This is a genomic window from Streptomyces sp. NPDC004658, assembly GCF_040609555.1.
In the GTDB taxonomy this organism is placed as follows: domain Bacteria; phylum Actinomycetota; class Actinomycetes; order Streptomycetales; family Streptomycetaceae; genus Streptomyces.
This window is the reverse complement of the sequence record NZ_JBEXKG010000040.1, coordinates 22139-36731: the sequence shown is the minus strand read 5'-3', so window position 1 is coordinate 36731 and position 14593 is coordinate 22139. Positions and strand designations below refer to the sequence as shown.

Below are 14593 nucleotides of genomic sequence, written 5' to 3'. Positions count from 1 at the left end.
TACAGACTGAGCGGATGACGACCGCGTCCCTGCTCGACGGATTCCTGCGCGCCCTGCTGCCCCTGCGGCCCCGCGCCGTCTGGGCGCACGGCTCACTGGCCGGCGGCGACTACCAGGAGGGCCGCAGCGACCTCGACCTGATCGCCGTCCTGCCGGACCCGCTGACCCTGGGAACGGTACGACGGATCGTCGCGCTGCACCGCAGGCAGCGGGGGGAACCCCTCGCGGCCAAGCTGCACTGCGGCTACCTCACGCCGGCCACCCTGGGCGACGTGGACCGCGCCCACCTCGCCTGGGCGCACGGCCGGGTGACGCGCCGCCCGGTCACCCCCGTCACCCGGCGCGAACTGCACGCCTTCGGACGCGTGCTGTACGGCGAGGCCCCGGCGGGGCTGCTGCCGCCGGTACCGGAGCGGGAGCTGGCCGACTTCGTCGTGCGCGACCAGCGGGACTTCTGGCGGCCCGCGGTGGACAAGGCCCGGCTCTGGCGGCAGGACATCTGGGTCGACCTGGGCCTGCTGACCTTCGCCCGGGCCACCGTCACCCTGCGCGAGGGCCGGCTGATGTCCAAGCGGGAGGCCCTCGGCGAGCTGGGGGCGCTGGGTGCTCCGGCGAAGGTCGTGGAGGACATCACCCTGCGCCGCTACGGCAACCCCGCCCCTGCCCCCACCGACTGGCTCGCCCGGCGGGCCGAGCTGACCCGCGCCTATCTGGGGCCGGCGATCGACGCCCTGGTCACCGAGTACGGGTGAAGCACGCGTGGGTGCCGACCGGTACCTCGGCCGACGGGCCCGGCAGGTCCAGGCCTGCTTCCGGGCGTTCGCGCAGGGAGAGCAGGACGCGCAGGGTGCCGATCCAGATCAGGCACGAGCCCAGCATGTGCAGGGCGACCAGGACCTCGGGCAGGTGCGTGAAGTACTGCACGTAACCGATCACGCCCTGCGCCAGCAGCACGATGAACAGTTCACGCGTCCGGGCGAGGGGGCCCTTCGGCGCGTCGACCGCCTTCAGCACGAACCACAGGGCGAACGTCAGCGTCACCACGATCCAGGCGAGCACCGCGTGCAGCTTGGCGACCGTCTCCCAGTCGATCGGGATGCGGTCGACCTCGCTGGAGTCGCCGGCGTGCGGCCCGGCCCCGGTCACCACCGTGCCGACCGCGATCAGCAGCACGGACGCCAGCACCAGGAACCACACCAGCTGCTGCACCGCCTTGCCGACCAGCGGACGCGGCGCCGCGTCACCCTCCCGTGCGCGCTGCCACATCACCGTGGCGATGGCGATGAGGGCGGTGGACAGCAGGAAGTGCGCGGCGACGGTGTACGGGTTCAGGCCGACCAGGACGACGATGCCGCCGAGCACGGCGTTGCCCATGACCACCCAGAACTGGGCCCAGCCCAGCCGGGTCAGGCCGCGCCGCCACGGCTTCTGGGCGCGGGCCGCGATGATGGCCCAGCCGACGGCCGCGCACAGCACGTACGTCAGCATGCGGTTGCCGAACTCGATGACCCCGTGGAAGCCCATGGCCCGGGTGGTGGTCAGCGAGTCGTCGGTGCAGGTGGGCCAGGTCGGGCAGCCGAGGCCGGAGCCGGTCAGGCGGACGGCGCCGCCGGTCACGACGATGACCACCGACATCACGAGCGCGGCGAGCGCCGCCCGCCGGACGGTCCGGGGATCCGGGGTCCAGCGGTCGGCGATGAAGGCGAGCGGGTTGCGCAGGGCGGCTTCGGCGTCGGCGCGGTTCAGCTTGGGCACGCGCACCATCGTAGGCCGCCGCTTGTGCACGCGTTCACGAGGGTCCGCCCCGACGCGTGCGGCTTCCGTCACTCCCAGCGGAAGAACCTGCCGGCCGCGGCCAGTCCGGCCACCGCCCAGACGGCGAGAACGCCCAGGTCGCCCCAGGGCGTGCCGGCGCCGTGCTGGAGCACGTCCCGCAGGCCGTCCGACAGCGCGGAGATCGGCAGCAGGCCGAGGACCTGTTCACCCGTCGAGCCGAACTTCTCCAGCGGCACGACGACCCCGCCGCCGACGAGCAGCAGCAGGAAGACCAGGTTGGCGGCGGCCAGCGTCGCCTCCGCCTTCAGCGTGCCCGCCATCAGCAGGCCGAGCCCGGAGAACGCGGCGGTGCCGACGACGAGCAGCAGCAGGACCGCGGCGGGGTTGCCGTGCGGGGACCAGCCCAGCGCGAAGGCGATGACGGTCAGCAGGACGACCTGGAGGACCTCGGTGACCAGCACGGACGCCGTCTTCGCGGTCATCAGGGCCCAGCGGGGCAGCGGCGAGGAGGCGAGCCGCTTCAGGACGCCGTAGCGGCGCTCGAAGCCGGTGGCGATGGCCTGGCCGGTGAACGCCGTCGACATCACCGCCAGGGCCAGGATGCCGGGGGCGAGGAAGTCGACCGCCTCGCCCTTGCCGGTGTCCACGATGTCGACCGAGCTGAAGAGCACCAGCAGCAGGGTCGGGATGACGACCGTCAGCAGCAGCTGCTCGCCGTTGCGCAGCAGCATCTTCGTCTCCAGCACCGCCTGCGCCGCGATCATGCGGGGGAGCGGGGCGGCTCCCGGCTTCGGGGTGTACGTACCCGTCGTGGTCGTGGTCACGAGCGCAGCTCCTTGCCCGTCAGCTCCAGGAAAACGTCCTCCAGCGTGTGCCGTTCCACCGAGATCCGGTCGGGCATCACCCCGTGCTGGGCGCACCAGGAGGTCACGGTGGCCAGCAGCTGGGGGTCGACCTTGCCGACGACCCGGTAGGAGCCCGGGGTCAGCTCGGCGGCCGTGCAGTCGGCCGGGAGGGCCTTGAGCAGGGAGCCGACGTCGAGGCCGGGCCGGCCGGTGAAGCGCAGGGTGTTCTCGGCGCCGCCCCTGCACAGTTCCTCCGGGGAACCCTGGGCGATGACCCGGCCGCCGTCGATGATCGCGACGTCGTCGGCGAGCTGCTCGGCCTCGTCCATGTGGTGCGTGGTGAGGATCACCGAGACGCCGTCGGCGCGCAGGTCCCGCACCAGGTCCCAGGTGGCCCGGCGGGCCTGCGGGTCGAGTCCGGCGGTCGGCTCGTCCAGGAACACCAGTTCCGGACGGCCCACGACGGCCATGGCGAGGGCGAGCCGCTGCTGCTGGCCGCCGGACAGCCGGCGGTAGCCGGTCCGGCCGCAGGAACCGAGGCCGAGGCGTTCGACGAGGGCGTCGACGTCCAGCGGATGCGCGTGCAGCTTCGCCATGTGGCGCAGCATCTCCTCGGCCCGGGCGCCGGAGTACACGCCTCCGGACTGGAGCATCACGCCGATACGGGGACGCAGCTCGGCGGACTGCCGTACCGGGTCGAGGCCCAGGACGCGCACCGTGCCGGAATCCGGCTTCCGGTACCCCTCGCAGGTCTCGACCGTGGTCGTCTTCCCCGCCCCGTTGGGACCGAGGACGGCGGTCACCCCCGGCTGGGCCACCAGGTCGAGGCCGTCCACCGCGGTCTTCGCGCCGTACCGCTTCACCAAGGCCTCGACCTGGACCACGGGCTCACTTCGCATGGTCCAGAGTCTAGGTACGCCGTCCGGCCCTCAGGCGCGGGGGTGGTGGAAGTCCTCCTCGCGGGGCCGGTGCAGCGGCAGCCACCGTTCGGCGTAGGCGACGGCGTCCGCCAGCGGGAACAGCCGGACGTCCGCCGCACCGACCTTTCCCCGTACGACGGGACGGTCCCGTTCGAAGTCGTGCCCCAGCTCGTCGAACCGGTCCGAGGTGATCGAGACCTCGGTCACCGTCTCCCAGCCGCCGCCGGCAGCGGGCCGGCCGACCTCCACGCGGGGCGCGGGTATCCGGTACTCGGCGAGGTGGAAGGCGGTGCAGGAGTCGTAGCCGGCGCCGAGCAGCAGCACCCGGGCCCCCAGCCGCTCCAGCCGGGCGAGCGGGCTGAGCTCGCCGAGCCGGCAGTCGGGGGCGTGGCCGTCGGTGATCTCCCGCGCGCGGGGGCCGACGGCCGCGAAGGAGGTCTGCGGGTGGGCGCTGCGCGCGGCGCCCGGCCAGGTGCGCACGGCCTCCGGGATCACGCCGACCCCGAGGGAGGGGGTGATCAGCGGGTCGTACGGCGGCATGGTGGCGCGGATCCGGTCCCACCACTCCTCGGGCACCGGCGGGTTCCCCCAGACGGCCGGATCGGACTGGGCGCCCGTCTGGGTGGGAACGACGAGGGTCCCCGACGGACCGAGCGCGTCCAGGAGCCCTTGGACGACCGCGACGGCGCCTCCGTTCACCCAGCCGAGGGAGCTGAGCGAGGAATGTACGAGGAGGGTCTCACCGGCCTTGACACCGAGCAGTCTCAGCTGTGAGGCGATGGCGTCCCGGGTGACAAGTGGGCCGGTCGGAGGGGGTGTGGGCATGGCCCGGGAGTCTTGCGGACGGGCGCGCGGCGCGCCACCGGATTGTCCTGGCCGGCGGGGCCGATGATCGATCAGATGATCGTTTCCGCAGGTCACATTAGGTATGCCTAAGTGACGCAGGGCACCACGGTTGATCCGGACGGCGCTTGTCAGCCTCCGCGGAATTACGCAACAATGGCGTTGTGAAAAACGTCGGCGAGGCTCGGGAGACCCCCACGGGGGCCCCTCAGGAGGAGCTAGCGACCGGTGAGCGCTCGACGCGCAACCGGGTCGCGCGCTCCATCCTGGACCATGGGCCGTCGACCGTCGCCGAACTCGCCGGCCGGCTGGGACTGACCCAGGCGGCCGTCCGGCGCCACCTGGACGCGCTGGTCGCCGACGACGTCGTGGAGGCCCGCGAGCAGCGGGTGTACGGCACGCGCACGCGTGGCCGCCCCGCGAAGGTCTTCGCGCTCACCGACTGCGGCCGGGACGCCTTCGACCAGTCGTACGACAAGCTCGCCGTGGACGCGCTGCGCTGGATCGCCGAGCAGGGGGGCCCCGAGGCGGTCGCCGCCTTCGCCCGCGCCCGGATCGCCGCCCAGGCGAGCGCGTACCGCAAGGCGATCGAGGCCGTGACCCCGGACAAGCGCGCCGAAGCGCTGGCCAAGGCCTTGAGTGCCGACGGGTACGCTGCTACGGCGCGCAGCGCACCGGTCGGCGAGCAGCTCTGCCAGCACCACTGCCCGGTCGCCCACGTCGCGGAACAGTTCCCGCAGCTGTGCGAGGCGGAGACGGAGATCTTCGCCGAGCTGCTGGGCACCCACGTCCAACGACTGGCGACCATCGCGCACGGCGACGGCGTCTGCACGACGTTCATCCCCGAGATTTCCACTGACGCACCTGCAAGCACGGCCGGGAGGAACCCCGCATGACTCTCCCCACGGAGACTGCCCACCCTGAGCTGGAGGGCCTGGGCAAGTACGAATACGGCTGGGCCGACTCCGACGTGGCCGGTGCCTCCGCCAGGCGCGGCCTCAACGAGGACGTCGTCCGCGACATCTCGGGCAAGAAGTCCGAGCCGGAGTGGATGACCAAGCTGCGCCTGAAGGGCCTGAAGCTCTTCGAGAAGAAGCCGATGCCGAACTGGGGCTCCGACCTCTCGGGCATCGACTTCGACAACATCAAGTACTTCGTGCGCTCCACGGAGAAGCAGGCGGAGTCCTGGGAGGACCTGCCCGAGGACATCAAGAACACCTACGACAAGCTGGGCATCCCGGAGGCCGAGAAGCAGCGCCTCGTCGCCGGTGTCGCCGCCCAGTACGAGTCCGAGGTCGTCTACCACCAGATCCGCGAGGACCTGGAGGAGCAGGGCGTCATCTTCCTGGACACCGACACCGCCCTGAAGGAGCACCCCGAGCTCTTCAAGGAGTACTTCGGCACCGTGATCCCGGCCGGTGACAACAAGTTCGCCGCGCTGAACACCGCCGTGTGGTCCGGCGGCTCCTTCATCTACGTCCCGCCGGGCGTCCACGTCGAGATCCCGCTCCAGGCCTACTTCCGCATCAACACGGAGAACATGGGCCAGTTCGAGCGGACCCTGATCATCGTCGACGAGGGTGCCTACGTCCACTACGTCGAGGGCTGCACCGCGCCGATCTACAAGTCGGACTCGCTGCACTCCGCGGTGGTCGAGATCATCGTCAAGAAGAACGCCCGCTGCCGTTACACGACCATCCAGAACTGGTCGAACAACGTCTACAACCTGGTCACCAAGCGCGCCGTGGCCTACGAGGGCGCGACCATGGAGTGGATCGACGGCAACATCGGCTCCAAGGTGACGATGAAGTACCCGGCCGTCTACCTGATGGGCGAGCACGCCAAGGGCGAGACCCTGTCCATCGCCTTCGCGGGCGAGGGCCAGCACCAGGACGCCGGCGCCAAGATGGTCCACATGGCGCCGAACACGTCGTCCAACATCGTCTCCAAGTCGGTGGCGCGCGGCGGCGGCCGTACGTCCTACCGCGGTCTGATCGAGATCGGCGAGGGCGCCGCCGGGTCGAAGTCGAACGTGCTGTGCGACGCGCTGCTGGTCGACACGATCTCCCGGTCGGACACGTACCCGTACGTCGACGTCCGCGAGGACGACGTGTCCATGGGCCACGAGGCCACCGTCTCCAAGGTCTCCGAGGACCAGCTCTTCTACCTGATGAGCCGCGGCCTCTCCGAGGACGAGGCCATGGCGATGATCGTGCGCGGCTTCGTCGAGCCGATCGCCAAGGAACTGCCCATGGAGTACGCGCTGGAGCTCAACCGGCTGATCGAGCTGCAGATGGAGGGCGCGGTCGGTTAATCACCGGTCCGCACTCCCCGTCAAGCCCACACGTAAGAAAGCGAGCATTACGACAGCCATGGCTGAGGCCCAGAACATCCCGGTGGGTTCCACCACCGCCGGCTCGATCGCGGTCGCCGCGGAGTCGACCGTCGTCTCGCGCATGAGCGCGCCCCCGTCCTTCGACGTGGCGGACTTCCCGGTCCCGCACGGCCGTGAGGAGGAGTGGCGGTTCACCCCGCTGGAGCGCCTGCGCGGGCTGCACGACGGCACCGCCGTCGCGAACGGCGACGGCGTGAAGGTCGACGTCCAGGCCCCCGAGGGCGTCACCGTCGAGACCGTCGGCCGCGACGACGCGCGCCTCGGCAAGGCGGGCACCCCGGTGGACCGCGTCGCCGCCCAGGCGTACTCCGCCTTCGAGAAGGCCTCGGTCGTGACCGTCCCCAAGGAGACCGTCCTCACCGAGCCGATCCGCATCGCCGTGCACGGCCAGGGCGGCACCGCCTTCGGCCACCAGGTGATCGAGCTGGGCGCCTTCGCCGAGGCCGTCGTGGTCATCGACCACACCGGTGACGCGGTGCTCGCCGCCAACGTCGACTACGTCCTCGGTGACGGCGCCAAGCTGACCGTCGTCTCCGTCCAGGACTGGGACGACAAGGCCGTCCACGTCGCCCAGCACAACGCGCTGGTCGGCCGGGACGCCTCCTTCAAGTCCGTGGTCGTGACCTTCGGCGGCGACGTGGTCCGCCTGCACCCGCGCGTGGAGTACGCCGGCCCCGGCGGCGAGGCCGAGCTGTTCGGCCTGTACTTCACCGACGCCGGGCAGCACCAGGAGCACCGCCTGCTGGTCACCCACAACACCCCGCACTGCAAGTCGAACGTCGTCTACAAGGGCGCGCTCCAGGGCGACGACGCGCACGCGGTCTGGATCGGTGACGTGCTCATCGAGGCCAAGGCCGAGGGCACGGACACCTACGAGATGAACCGCAACCTGGTCCTCACGGACGGCGCGCGCGTCGACTCGGTGCCGAACCTGGAGATCGAGACCGGCGAGATCGTCGGCGCCGGGCACGCCTCCGCCACCGGCCGCTTCGACGACGAGCAGCTCTTCTACCTGATGGCCCGTGGCATCCCGGAGCACGAGGCCCGCCGCCTGGTGGTCCGCGGCTTCTTCGCCGAGCTGGTCCAGCAGATCGGCGTCGCCGACATCGAGGAGCGCCTGCTCGCCAAGATCGAGGAGGAGCTGGAGGCTTCGGTCGCATGACGTCGTTCGTACGCGCCTGTGGACTGAGCGAGCTGGAGGAGGACACCCCGAAGCGGGTGGAACTCGACGGCACGCCGGTCTCGGTCGTGAAGACCGAGGGCGAGGTGTTCGCGATCTACGACATCTGCTCCCACGCGAACGTCTCCCTCTCCGAGGGCGAGGTGGAGGACTGCCAGATCGAGTGCTGGCTGCACGGCTCCGCCTTCGACCTGCGCACCGGCAAGCCGTCCGGCCTCCCCGCGACGCGCCCCGTCCCCGTATACCCCGTAAAGATCGAAGGGGACGACGTTCTCGTCTCCCTCACCCAGGAGTCCTGAGGCACCCATGGCAACGCTTGAAATCCGAGACCTGCACGTCACCGTCGAGGCCGACAACGCCACGAAGGAGATCCTCAAGGGCGTCGACCTCACCGTGAAGCAGGGCGAGACGCACGCCATCATGGGCCCCAACGGCTCCGGCAAGTCGACCCTCGCCTACTCCCTCGCGGGTCACCCGAAGTACACGATCACCGGCGGCACCGTCACCCTGGACGGCGAGGACGTCCTGGAGATGTCCGTCGACGAGCGCGCCCGCGCGGGCCTGTTCCTGGCGATGCAGTACCCGGTCGAGGTCCCCGGCGTCTCGGTCTCCAACTTCCTGCGCACCTCCGCCACCGCCATCCGCGGCGAGGCCCCCAAGCTGCGCACCTGGGTGAAGGAGGTCAAGGAGGCCATGGAGCGCCTCAACATGGACCCGTCCTTCGCCGAGCGCAACGTCAACGAGGGCTTCTCCGGCGGTGAGAAGAAGCGCCACGAGATCCTTCAGCTGGAGCTGCTCAAGCCGAAGGTCGCGATCCTGGACGAGACCGACTCCGGCCTGGACGTCGACGCGCTGCGCATCGTCTCCGAGGGAGTCAACCGCGTCCGTGAGAGCGGCGAGGTCGGCACCCTGCTGATCACGCACTACACGCGCATCCTGCGCTACATCAAGCCCGACCACGTCCACGTGTTCGCCGGCGGCCGCATCGTCGAGTCCGGCGGCCCGGAGCTCGCGGACAAGCTGGAGAACGAGGGCTACGAGGCATACGTGAAGGGTGGCGCATCCGCGTGACACAGCTGCCGGGCCTCCTCGACACCGAGGCGATCCGCAAGGACTTCCCCGTCCTGGACCGAGTCGTCCACGACGGCAAGAAGCTCGTGTACCTGGACAACGCGGCGACCTCGCAGAAGCCGCGCCAGGTGCTGGACGCCCTGAGCGAGTACTACGAGCGCTACAACGCCAACGTCCACCGCGGTGTGCATGTGCTCGCCGAGGAGGCCACGGCGCTGTACGAGGGCGCGCGCGACAAGGTCGCCGCGTTCATCAACGCGCCGAGCCGCGACGAGGTGATCTTCACCAAGAACGCCTCCGAGTCGCTGAACCTCGTGGCGAACATGCTGGGCTGGGCCGACGAGCCCTACCGCGTGGACCACGAGACCGAGATCGTCATCACCGAGATGGAGCACCACTCCAACATCGTGCCGTGGCAGCTGTTGGCGCAGCGCACGGGCGCGAAGCTGAAGTGGTTCGGCCTCACGGACGACGGCCGGCTCGACCTGTCGAACATCGACGAGATCATCACCGAGAAGACGAAGATCGTCTCCTTCGTGCTGGTGTCCAACATCCTGGGCACGGTCAACCCGGTCGAGACGATAATCCGCCGCGCCCAGGAGGTCGGCGCCCTCGTCTGCATCGACGCCTCCCAGGCCGCGCCGCACATGCCGCTGGACGTACAGGCGCTGCAGGCCGACTTCGTGGCCTTCACCGGCCACAAGATGTGCGGCCCGACCGGCATCGGCGTCCTGTGGGGCCGCCAGGAGCTGCTGGAGGACCTGCCCCCGTTCCTCGGCGGCGGCGAGATGATCGAGACGGTCTCGATGCACTCCTCGACGTACGCCCCGGCCCCGCACAAGTTCGAGGCGGGCACCCCGCCGATCGCCCAGGCGGTCGGCCTCGGCGCGGCGATCGACTACCTCCAGTCGATCGGCATGGACAGGATCCTCGCCCATGAGCACGCGCTGACGGAGTACGCGGTGCGGCGCCTGGCGGAGGTTCCCGACCTGAGGATCATCGGTCCGACGACGGCCGAGGACCGCGGGGCGGCGATCTCCTTCACCCTCGGGGACATCCACCCGCACGACGTGGGCCAGGTCCTGGACGAGCAGGGCATCGCGGTCCGTGTCGGCCACCACTGCGCCCGTCCGGTCTGCCTGCGCTACGGAATTCCTGCGACCACGCGAGCGTCGTTCTACCTGTACTCCTCGCCGGCCGAGATCGACGCTCTGGTCGACGGTCTGGAGCACGTACGGAACTTCTTCGGCTGAGAGGCGAGTCGACACCGTGAAGCTGGATTCGATGTACCAGGACGTCATCCTGGACCACTACAAGAACCCGCACGGGCGTGGTCTGAGGGATGGCGACGCCGAGGTGCACCATGTGAACCCGACCTGCGGCGACGAGATCACCCTGCGCGTGAAGTACGACGGCACGAAGATCGAGGACGTCTCGTACGAGGGCCAGGGCTGCTCGATCAGTCAGGCGAGCGCCTCCGTGCTCAACGAGCTCCTCGTCGGCAAGGACCTGGCCGAGGCGCGGAAGATCCAGGAGACCTTCCTGGAGCTGATGCAGTCCAAGGGCAAGATCGAGCCCGATGACGCGATGGAGGAGGTCCTGGAGGACGCGGTCGCGTTCGCCGGTGTCTCCAAGTACCCCGCGCGGGTCAAGTGCGCCCTCCTGAGCTGGATGGCGTGGAAGGACGCGACGGCCCAGGCGCTGGGTGGCGCCGACGCCGAAAGGAAGACGGCATGACCGACACCGCAGAGATGAAGCCGGTCTCGGAGGAGGAACTCCGCGAGGCCCTGATGGACGTGGTCGACCCCGAGCTGGGCATCGACGTCGTCAACCTCGGCCTGATCTACGGCATCCACATCGACGACTCCAACGTGGCCACGGTCGACATGACCCTGACCTCGGCGGCCTGCCCGCTGACGGACGTCATCGAGGACCAGGCCAAGTCCGCCACGGACGGCCTCGTCAACGAACTCCGCATCAACTGGGTCTGGATGCCGCCGTGGGGCCCCGACAAGATCACGGACGATGGCCGCGAGCAGCTCAGGGCGCTCGGGTTCAACGTCTGATCCCACCGTGTGCGTGAAGCGGCGGCACCTGCCGGGTGCCGCCGCTTCCGTCTGTTCAGGCCAGCCCGTCGACCAGCAGGAAGGCCGAGTCGGACCGGTACAGGTCCGTGTTCCGGTACGGGTCCAGCCGCAGCTGGAAGTTCTGGTGGCGCAGGAGGCGGCCGGGGTAGTTCAGCGACTCCAGGGCGACGGCACCGGTGCGGGCGGAGGGGCGGGGGCAGAACGTGGCGTCCCGGGCGAACAGGCGGGAGCCGTCGTCGCGTTCGGCGCGGAGCAGGAAGTCGCGGTGGCGCAGATAGCCGCCGTCGGCCGTGGTGAACGACCAACAGCGGGCGTCGGCAAGGCCCTTGACGCGGGTGAAGGTGGCCGCGCGGCGGTCCGCGGCCGAGCCGACGGGGTCGAGCTTCACCAGGCCGCCGCTGAGGTGCCAGTAGCGGTCGGGGTAGTTGACGGAGCGGACGGACGTCCCGTGCTCCGCCGGGCGCTGTGAACCGGCCGTGGGCGTCGGGGACTTCGAGGGCGTGCGCTGCGGAGGGGCGGGGGACTCGGGGGCGGCGGACGAGGGCGGCGACGGAGCCGTGCGGTTCCGCTCGGGAGCGGGTGTGTGCGCCGGCGGGGCGGACGGGGAGGCGAAGGACAGCAGGCCGGGGCCGTCGTCGGGCGGCCTCGCCGGTGCGGTGGCCTTCGTCTCGGTGGGGCGGTCGCTCATCGCGGTCACGGTCACGCAGGCGGCGACTGCCGCCAGCGCCAGTGCGGCGGCCAGCCCGAGTCTTCGGGTGCGGGGGGTGTTTTCGAGCACGGGCCCGCACAGTAGTGGAGGCGGCACCGACTGCGAGCTTTTTCTATGAAAGTGAAACTTTCTCGTTGTGTACGGCCGTACGCAATCGTTGTGTACGCTCGTACACATGGGATACCTGCTGCTCGCCGGCGCCATCGCCGCCGAGGTCGCCGCCACGACGGCGATGAAGTACAGCGAGGGGTTCAGCCGGCTCGGACCCTCGCTGGTGACGGCCCTCGGCTACGTCGTCTCCTTCGCGCTGCTCGCCCGGACGCTGAAGACCGTCCAGATCGGCACGGCGTACGCGATCTGGTCCGGCGTGGGCACCGCGACCATCGCCGTCCTCGGACTGCTGCTGTTCGGCGAGGGGCTGAGCCCCACCAAGGTCGCCGGGATCCTGCTGATCATCGCGGGAGTGGTGGTGCTCAACCTCGGCGGGGCGACGCACTGATGCCGCGCCGCCACGACCCCGAGCGCCGGCAGCGGATCATCGACGCCGCGATCCGCGTGGCCGGCCGCGACGGCATCGCCGGGCTGAGCCACCGGACGGTCGCCGCCGAGGCCGACGTACCGCTCGGCTCCACGACGTACCACTTCGCCACCCTCGAAGAGCTGCTGGTGGCCGCTCTGCGGCAGGCGAACGAGGGGTTCGGCACCGTGCTGGCCGAACTGCTGCCGGAGGACGGCGGCGACGGCGACCTCGCCGCGGACCTCGCCCGGGTGCTCGGGCAGTGGCTCGCGGGGGAGCGCACCGGCGTGGAGCTGGAGTACGAGCTGTACCTGGCCGCGCTGCGCCGCCCGGCGCTGCGTCCCGTCGCCGCCGAGTGGACCGAGCGGGGGGCCGCGCTGCTGGCCCGCCGCACGGACCCGGTGACGGCGCGGGCCCTCCTCGCGCTGATGGACGGCATCTGCCTCCAGGTGCTGCTGACGGGCGGTTCGTACGACGAGGAGTACGCGCGCGCCGCGCTGGCTCGGCTGATCCCCTGAACCCGCGCCCGGCACGTGAGACGCGGTTCGCCCTCACCACCCCGCCCACGTTAGGTTTTCTCCCATGACCGAGTCTGCAACCCGTACCACCGGCGCCGTCGCCGCCGGCCTCGCCACGATCGCCTCCGACGGCACCGTTCTCGACACCTGGTTCCCGGCCCCCGAGCTGGTCGAGGAGCCGGGACCGGCCGGCACCGAGCGGCTGACCGCCGAGCAGGCGGCCGAGCTGCTGGGCGGCGGCGCGACCGCGGCGACCGGCCCGGACGCCCGCCGGGGCGTCGAGGTGGTCGCGGTCCGCACGGTCATCGCCTCGCTGGACGAGAAGCCGCTCGACGCCCACGACGTCTACCTGCGCCTGCACCTGCTCTCGCACCGCCTGGTCAAGCCGCACGGCCAGAACCTGGACGGCATCTTCGGCCACCTCGCCAACGTCGCCTGGACCTCGCTCGGCCCGGTCGCCGTGGACGACATCGAGAAGGTCCGCCTGAACGCCCGCGCGGAGGGCCTGCACCTCCAGGTGACCTCGATCGACAAGTTCCCGCGCATGACCGACTACGTCGCCCCGAAGGGCGTCCGCATCGCCGACGCCGACCGGGTCCGCCTCGGCGCCCACCTCGCCGCGGGCACCACCGTCATGCACGAGGGCTTCGTCAACTTCAACGCCGGCACCCTCGGCACCTCCATGGTCGAGGGCCGGATCTCCGCCGGGGTCGTCGTCGGCGACGGCTCGGACATCGGTGGCGGCGCCTCCACCATGGGCACCCTGTCCGGCGGCGGCAACGTGATCATCTCCATCGGCGAGCGCTGCCTCGTCGGCGCCGAGGCGGGCGTCGGCATCGCGCTCGGTGACGAGTGCGTGGTCGAGGCCGGCCTGTACATCACCGCGGGCACCCGCATCACCATGCCCGACGGCCAGATCGTCAAGGCCCGCGAGCTGAACGGCGCCTCCAACATCCTCTTCCGCCGCAACTCGGTCACCGGCACGGTCGAGGCCCGCCCGAACAACGCGGTCTGGGGCGGCTTGAACGACATTCTGCACAGCCACAACTGATCACCGCCGCGACAGCGCCCTTCGCCCTGGCGAGGGGCGCTTCGTCATGCGGGCAGGCCGGCCGCGAACGCCCGCAGGGCCGTGAAGTCGCCCTCGCGCAGCCCGCGTCGCGGGTCGACCTGGTGCAGCAGCGCCGGGCCGGGGTGCCGGGCGGCCACGTACGCGGTGTCCGCCGGGCTCTGCTCGTCGTCCACCCAGGCGAACGGGCGGCCCCCGGCGTACGCCACGATCGCCTCCGTCTTCCAGTGGACGCCGTCCGGCCGCACCGCGAACAGGCCCGCGCCGAAGTCGACGTACGGCAGCTCGGGCAACCCGACGACGGGCGCGATCCAGCGGTTGGCCTCGGCCATCCAGGTCGTCGCCCAGCAGAGCTCGTAGCCGAGCGCGAGCAGGGCCTGGCCGTGGGACGGGTTCAGCCAGACCCGCAAGGGGCGGCCGGGGACCACGGACGCCCGGATCGTCGTGTAGCCCTCGGGCCGGCGCTCCGGCTGGGCCGCGTACGGGTTGAGGGGGCCGTCGACGTCGAGGAACAGCAGGGGGCGACTCACCAGAACACCGTACGGCGGTGTCCGGGCCGGCCGGAGATTGTTTTCGCGCGGGCAGGCATAGCGGGGCGCGGCGGCGCGCGTCTCGAGGGGTACAAGGGCCCGGACACCAGACCGGCCCGGGGGAAGAGAAGGT

18 protein-coding genes are annotated in these 14593 nt (G+C 70.9%); 12 read left to right on the top strand and 6 right to left on the bottom strand.

Annotated elements, in window-relative coordinates; all coding sequences use genetic code 11:
• Positions 1–14 precede the first annotated feature (14 nt).
• Positions 15–752, top strand: coding sequence for a nucleotidyltransferase domain-containing protein (locus ABZV94_RS16740; protein WP_356341035.1), 738 nt, complete (start codon positions 15–17; stop codon positions 750–752).
• On the opposite strand, the gene ABZV94_RS16735 is transcribed toward ABZV94_RS16740, so the two are convergent.
• Genes ABZV94_RS16735 through ABZV94_RS16720 form a run of 4 tightly spaced genes read right to left on the bottom strand, consistent with a single transcriptional unit; the run spans position 736 to position 4366 of the window.
• Complete coding sequence (locus ABZV94_RS16735; protein ID WP_356341033.1) at positions 736–1764, bottom strand: COX15/CtaA family protein; 1029 nt, start codon at positions 1762–1764, stop codon at positions 736–738. The genes ABZV94_RS16740 and ABZV94_RS16735 overlap by 17 nt on opposite strands.
• Positions 1765–1823: 59 nt before the next feature.
• Entirely contained in the window at positions 1824–2540 is a 717-nt protein-coding gene (locus ABZV94_RS16730) for an ABC transporter permease (RefSeq protein ID WP_356341056.1), read from the bottom strand.
• Positions 2541–2596: 56 nt separating this feature from the next.
• On the bottom strand, positions 2597–3520 hold the full coding sequence (locus ABZV94_RS16725; protein WP_356341032.1) for an ABC transporter ATP-binding protein: 924 nt from the start codon (positions 3518–3520) through the stop codon (positions 2597–2599).
• Between the two features lie 30 nt (positions 3521–3550).
• Positions 3551–4366, bottom strand: coding sequence for an AAC(3) family N-acetyltransferase (locus ABZV94_RS16720; protein WP_356341031.1), 816 nt, complete (start codon positions 4364–4366; stop codon positions 3551–3553).
• A gap of 182 nt (positions 4367–4548) precedes the next feature.
• Between ABZV94_RS16720 and ABZV94_RS16715 the strand changes: the two genes are divergently transcribed.
• From ABZV94_RS16715 to ABZV94_RS16680, 8 genes are read left to right on the top strand one after another with little or no spacing between them, the layout of a single operon-like run.
• On the top strand, positions 4549–5280 hold the full coding sequence (locus ABZV94_RS16715) for a metalloregulator ArsR/SmtB family transcription factor (protein WP_356341030.1): 732 nt from the start codon (positions 4549–4551) through the stop codon (positions 5278–5280).
• Positions 5277–6698, top strand: coding sequence for a Fe-S cluster assembly protein SufB (gene sufB, locus ABZV94_RS16710; RefSeq protein ID WP_208031589.1), 1422 nt, complete (start codon positions 5277–5279; stop codon positions 6696–6698). Before ABZV94_RS16715 ends, sufB begins: the two co-directional genes overlap by 4 nt.
• Before the next feature lie 58 nt (positions 6699–6756).
• On the top strand, positions 6757–7941 hold the full coding sequence (sufD, locus tag ABZV94_RS16705) for a Fe-S cluster assembly protein SufD (RefSeq protein WP_356341028.1): 1185 nt from the start codon (positions 6757–6759) through the stop codon (positions 7939–7941).
• Positions 7938–8258, top strand: coding sequence for a non-heme iron oxygenase ferredoxin subunit (locus ABZV94_RS16700; protein WP_014671978.1), 321 nt, complete (start codon positions 7938–7940; stop codon positions 8256–8258). The genes sufD and ABZV94_RS16700 overlap by 4 nt, the downstream gene beginning before the upstream one ends.
• Positions 8259–8265: 7 nt before the next feature.
• Entirely contained in the window at positions 8266–9030 is a 765-nt protein-coding gene (gene sufC / locus ABZV94_RS16695) for a Fe-S cluster assembly ATPase SufC (RefSeq protein WP_014671977.1), read from the top strand.
• Positions 9027–10283, top strand: a complete 1257-nt coding sequence (locus ABZV94_RS16690) for a cysteine desulfurase (protein WP_356341027.1) — start codon at positions 9027–9029, stop codon at positions 10281–10283. The genes sufC and ABZV94_RS16690 overlap by 4 nt, the downstream gene beginning before the upstream one ends.
• Before the next feature lie 16 nt (positions 10284–10299).
• Entirely contained in the window at positions 10300–10767 is a 468-nt protein-coding gene (sufU, locus tag ABZV94_RS16685; RefSeq protein ID WP_030642422.1) for a Fe-S cluster assembly sulfur transfer protein SufU, read from the top strand.
• Positions 10764–11096, top strand: coding sequence for a metal-sulfur cluster assembly factor (locus tag ABZV94_RS16680; RefSeq protein WP_103812962.1), 333 nt, complete (start codon positions 10764–10766; stop codon positions 11094–11096). Before sufU ends, ABZV94_RS16680 begins: the two co-directional genes overlap by 4 nt.
• A gap of 55 nt (positions 11097–11151) precedes the next feature.
• Here the strand turns inward: ABZV94_RS16680 and ABZV94_RS16675 are convergent, their stop codons facing one another.
• Positions 11152–11895: an AbfB domain-containing protein gene (locus tag ABZV94_RS16675; protein ID WP_356341025.1), complete on the bottom strand. Its 744-nt coding sequence runs from the start codon at positions 11893–11895 to the stop codon at positions 11152–11154.
• A gap of 106 nt (positions 11896–12001) precedes the next feature.
• On the opposite strand from ABZV94_RS16675, the gene ABZV94_RS16670 reads away from it, so the two are divergent.
• The 3 genes from ABZV94_RS16670 (at position 12002) to dapD (ending at position 13912) form a co-directional block, all read left to right on the top strand.
• Positions 12002–12325, top strand: coding sequence for a multidrug efflux SMR transporter (locus ABZV94_RS16670; RefSeq protein ID WP_356341023.1), 324 nt, complete (start codon positions 12002–12004; stop codon positions 12323–12325).
• Positions 12325–12861 carry a TetR family transcriptional regulator gene (locus ABZV94_RS16665; RefSeq protein ID WP_356341021.1) on the top strand — a complete coding sequence of 179 codons (537 nt, stop codon included), beginning with the start codon at positions 12325–12327 and terminating at the stop codon, positions 12859–12861. The genes ABZV94_RS16670 and ABZV94_RS16665 overlap by 1 nt, the downstream gene beginning before the upstream one ends.
• A 64-nt stretch (positions 12862–12925) precedes the next feature.
• Positions 12926–13912 (top strand): 2,3,4,5-tetrahydropyridine-2,6-dicarboxylate N-succinyltransferase, encoded by a 987-nt coding sequence (dapD, locus tag ABZV94_RS16660; RefSeq protein ID WP_030642430.1) that lies wholly within the window; start codon positions 12926–12928, stop codon positions 13910–13912.
• A 44-nt stretch (positions 13913–13956) separates the two neighbouring features.
• On the opposite strand, the gene ABZV94_RS16655 is transcribed toward dapD, so the two are convergent.
• On the bottom strand, positions 13957–14460 hold the full coding sequence (locus ABZV94_RS16655; RefSeq protein ID WP_356341020.1) for a hypothetical protein: 504 nt from the start codon (positions 14458–14460) through the stop codon (positions 13957–13959).
• Positions 14461–14593 lie beyond the last annotated feature (133 nt).

What these genes read in the sequence shown, in the direction of transcription:
- sufC (WP_014671977.1), top strand. Translation starts at nt 8,266, where the DNA reads ATGGCAACGCTTGAAATCCGAGACCTGCACGTCACCGTCGAGGCCGAC.
- ABZV94_RS16740 (WP_356341035.1), top strand. Translation starts at nt 15, where the DNA reads ATGACGACCGCGTCCCTGCTCGACGGATTCCTGCGCGCCCTGCTGCCC.
- dapD (WP_030642430.1), top strand. Translation starts at nt 12,926, where the DNA reads ATGACCGAGTCTGCAACCCGTACCACCGGCGCCGTCGCCGCCGGCCTC.
- sufD (WP_356341028.1), top strand. Translation starts at nt 6,757, where the DNA reads ATGGCTGAGGCCCAGAACATCCCGGTGGGTTCCACCACCGCCGGCTCG.
- ABZV94_RS16680 (WP_103812962.1), top strand. Translation starts at nt 10,764, where the DNA reads ATGACCGACACCGCAGAGATGAAGCCGGTCTCGGAGGAGGAACTCCGC.
- ABZV94_RS16665 (WP_356341021.1), top strand. Translation starts at nt 12,325, where the DNA reads ATGCCGCGCCGCCACGACCCCGAGCGCCGGCAGCGGATCATCGACGCC.
- ABZV94_RS16735 (WP_356341033.1), bottom strand. Translation starts at nt 1,764, where the DNA reads ATGGTGCGCGTGCCCAAGCTGAACCGCGCCGACGCCGAAGCCGCCCTG.
- sufB (WP_208031589.1), top strand. Translation starts at nt 5,277, where the DNA reads ATGACTCTCCCCACGGAGACTGCCCACCCTGAGCTGGAGGGCCTGGGC.
- ABZV94_RS16720 (WP_356341031.1), bottom strand. Translation starts at nt 4,366, where the DNA reads ATGCCCACACCCCCTCCGACCGGCCCACTTGTCACCCGGGACGCCATC.
- ABZV94_RS16730 (WP_356341056.1), bottom strand. Translation starts at nt 2,540, where the DNA reads ATGATCGCGGCGCAGGCGGTGCTGGAGACGAAGATGCTGCTGCGCAAC.
- ABZV94_RS16670 (WP_356341023.1), top strand. Translation starts at nt 12,002, where the DNA reads ATGGGATACCTGCTGCTCGCCGGCGCCATCGCCGCCGAGGTCGCCGCC.
- ABZV94_RS16725 (WP_356341032.1), bottom strand. Translation starts at nt 3,520, where the DNA reads ATGCGAAGTGAGCCCGTGGTCCAGGTCGAGGCCTTGGTGAAGCGGTAC.
- ABZV94_RS16700 (WP_014671978.1), top strand. Translation starts at nt 7,938, where the DNA reads ATGACGTCGTTCGTACGCGCCTGTGGACTGAGCGAGCTGGAGGAGGAC.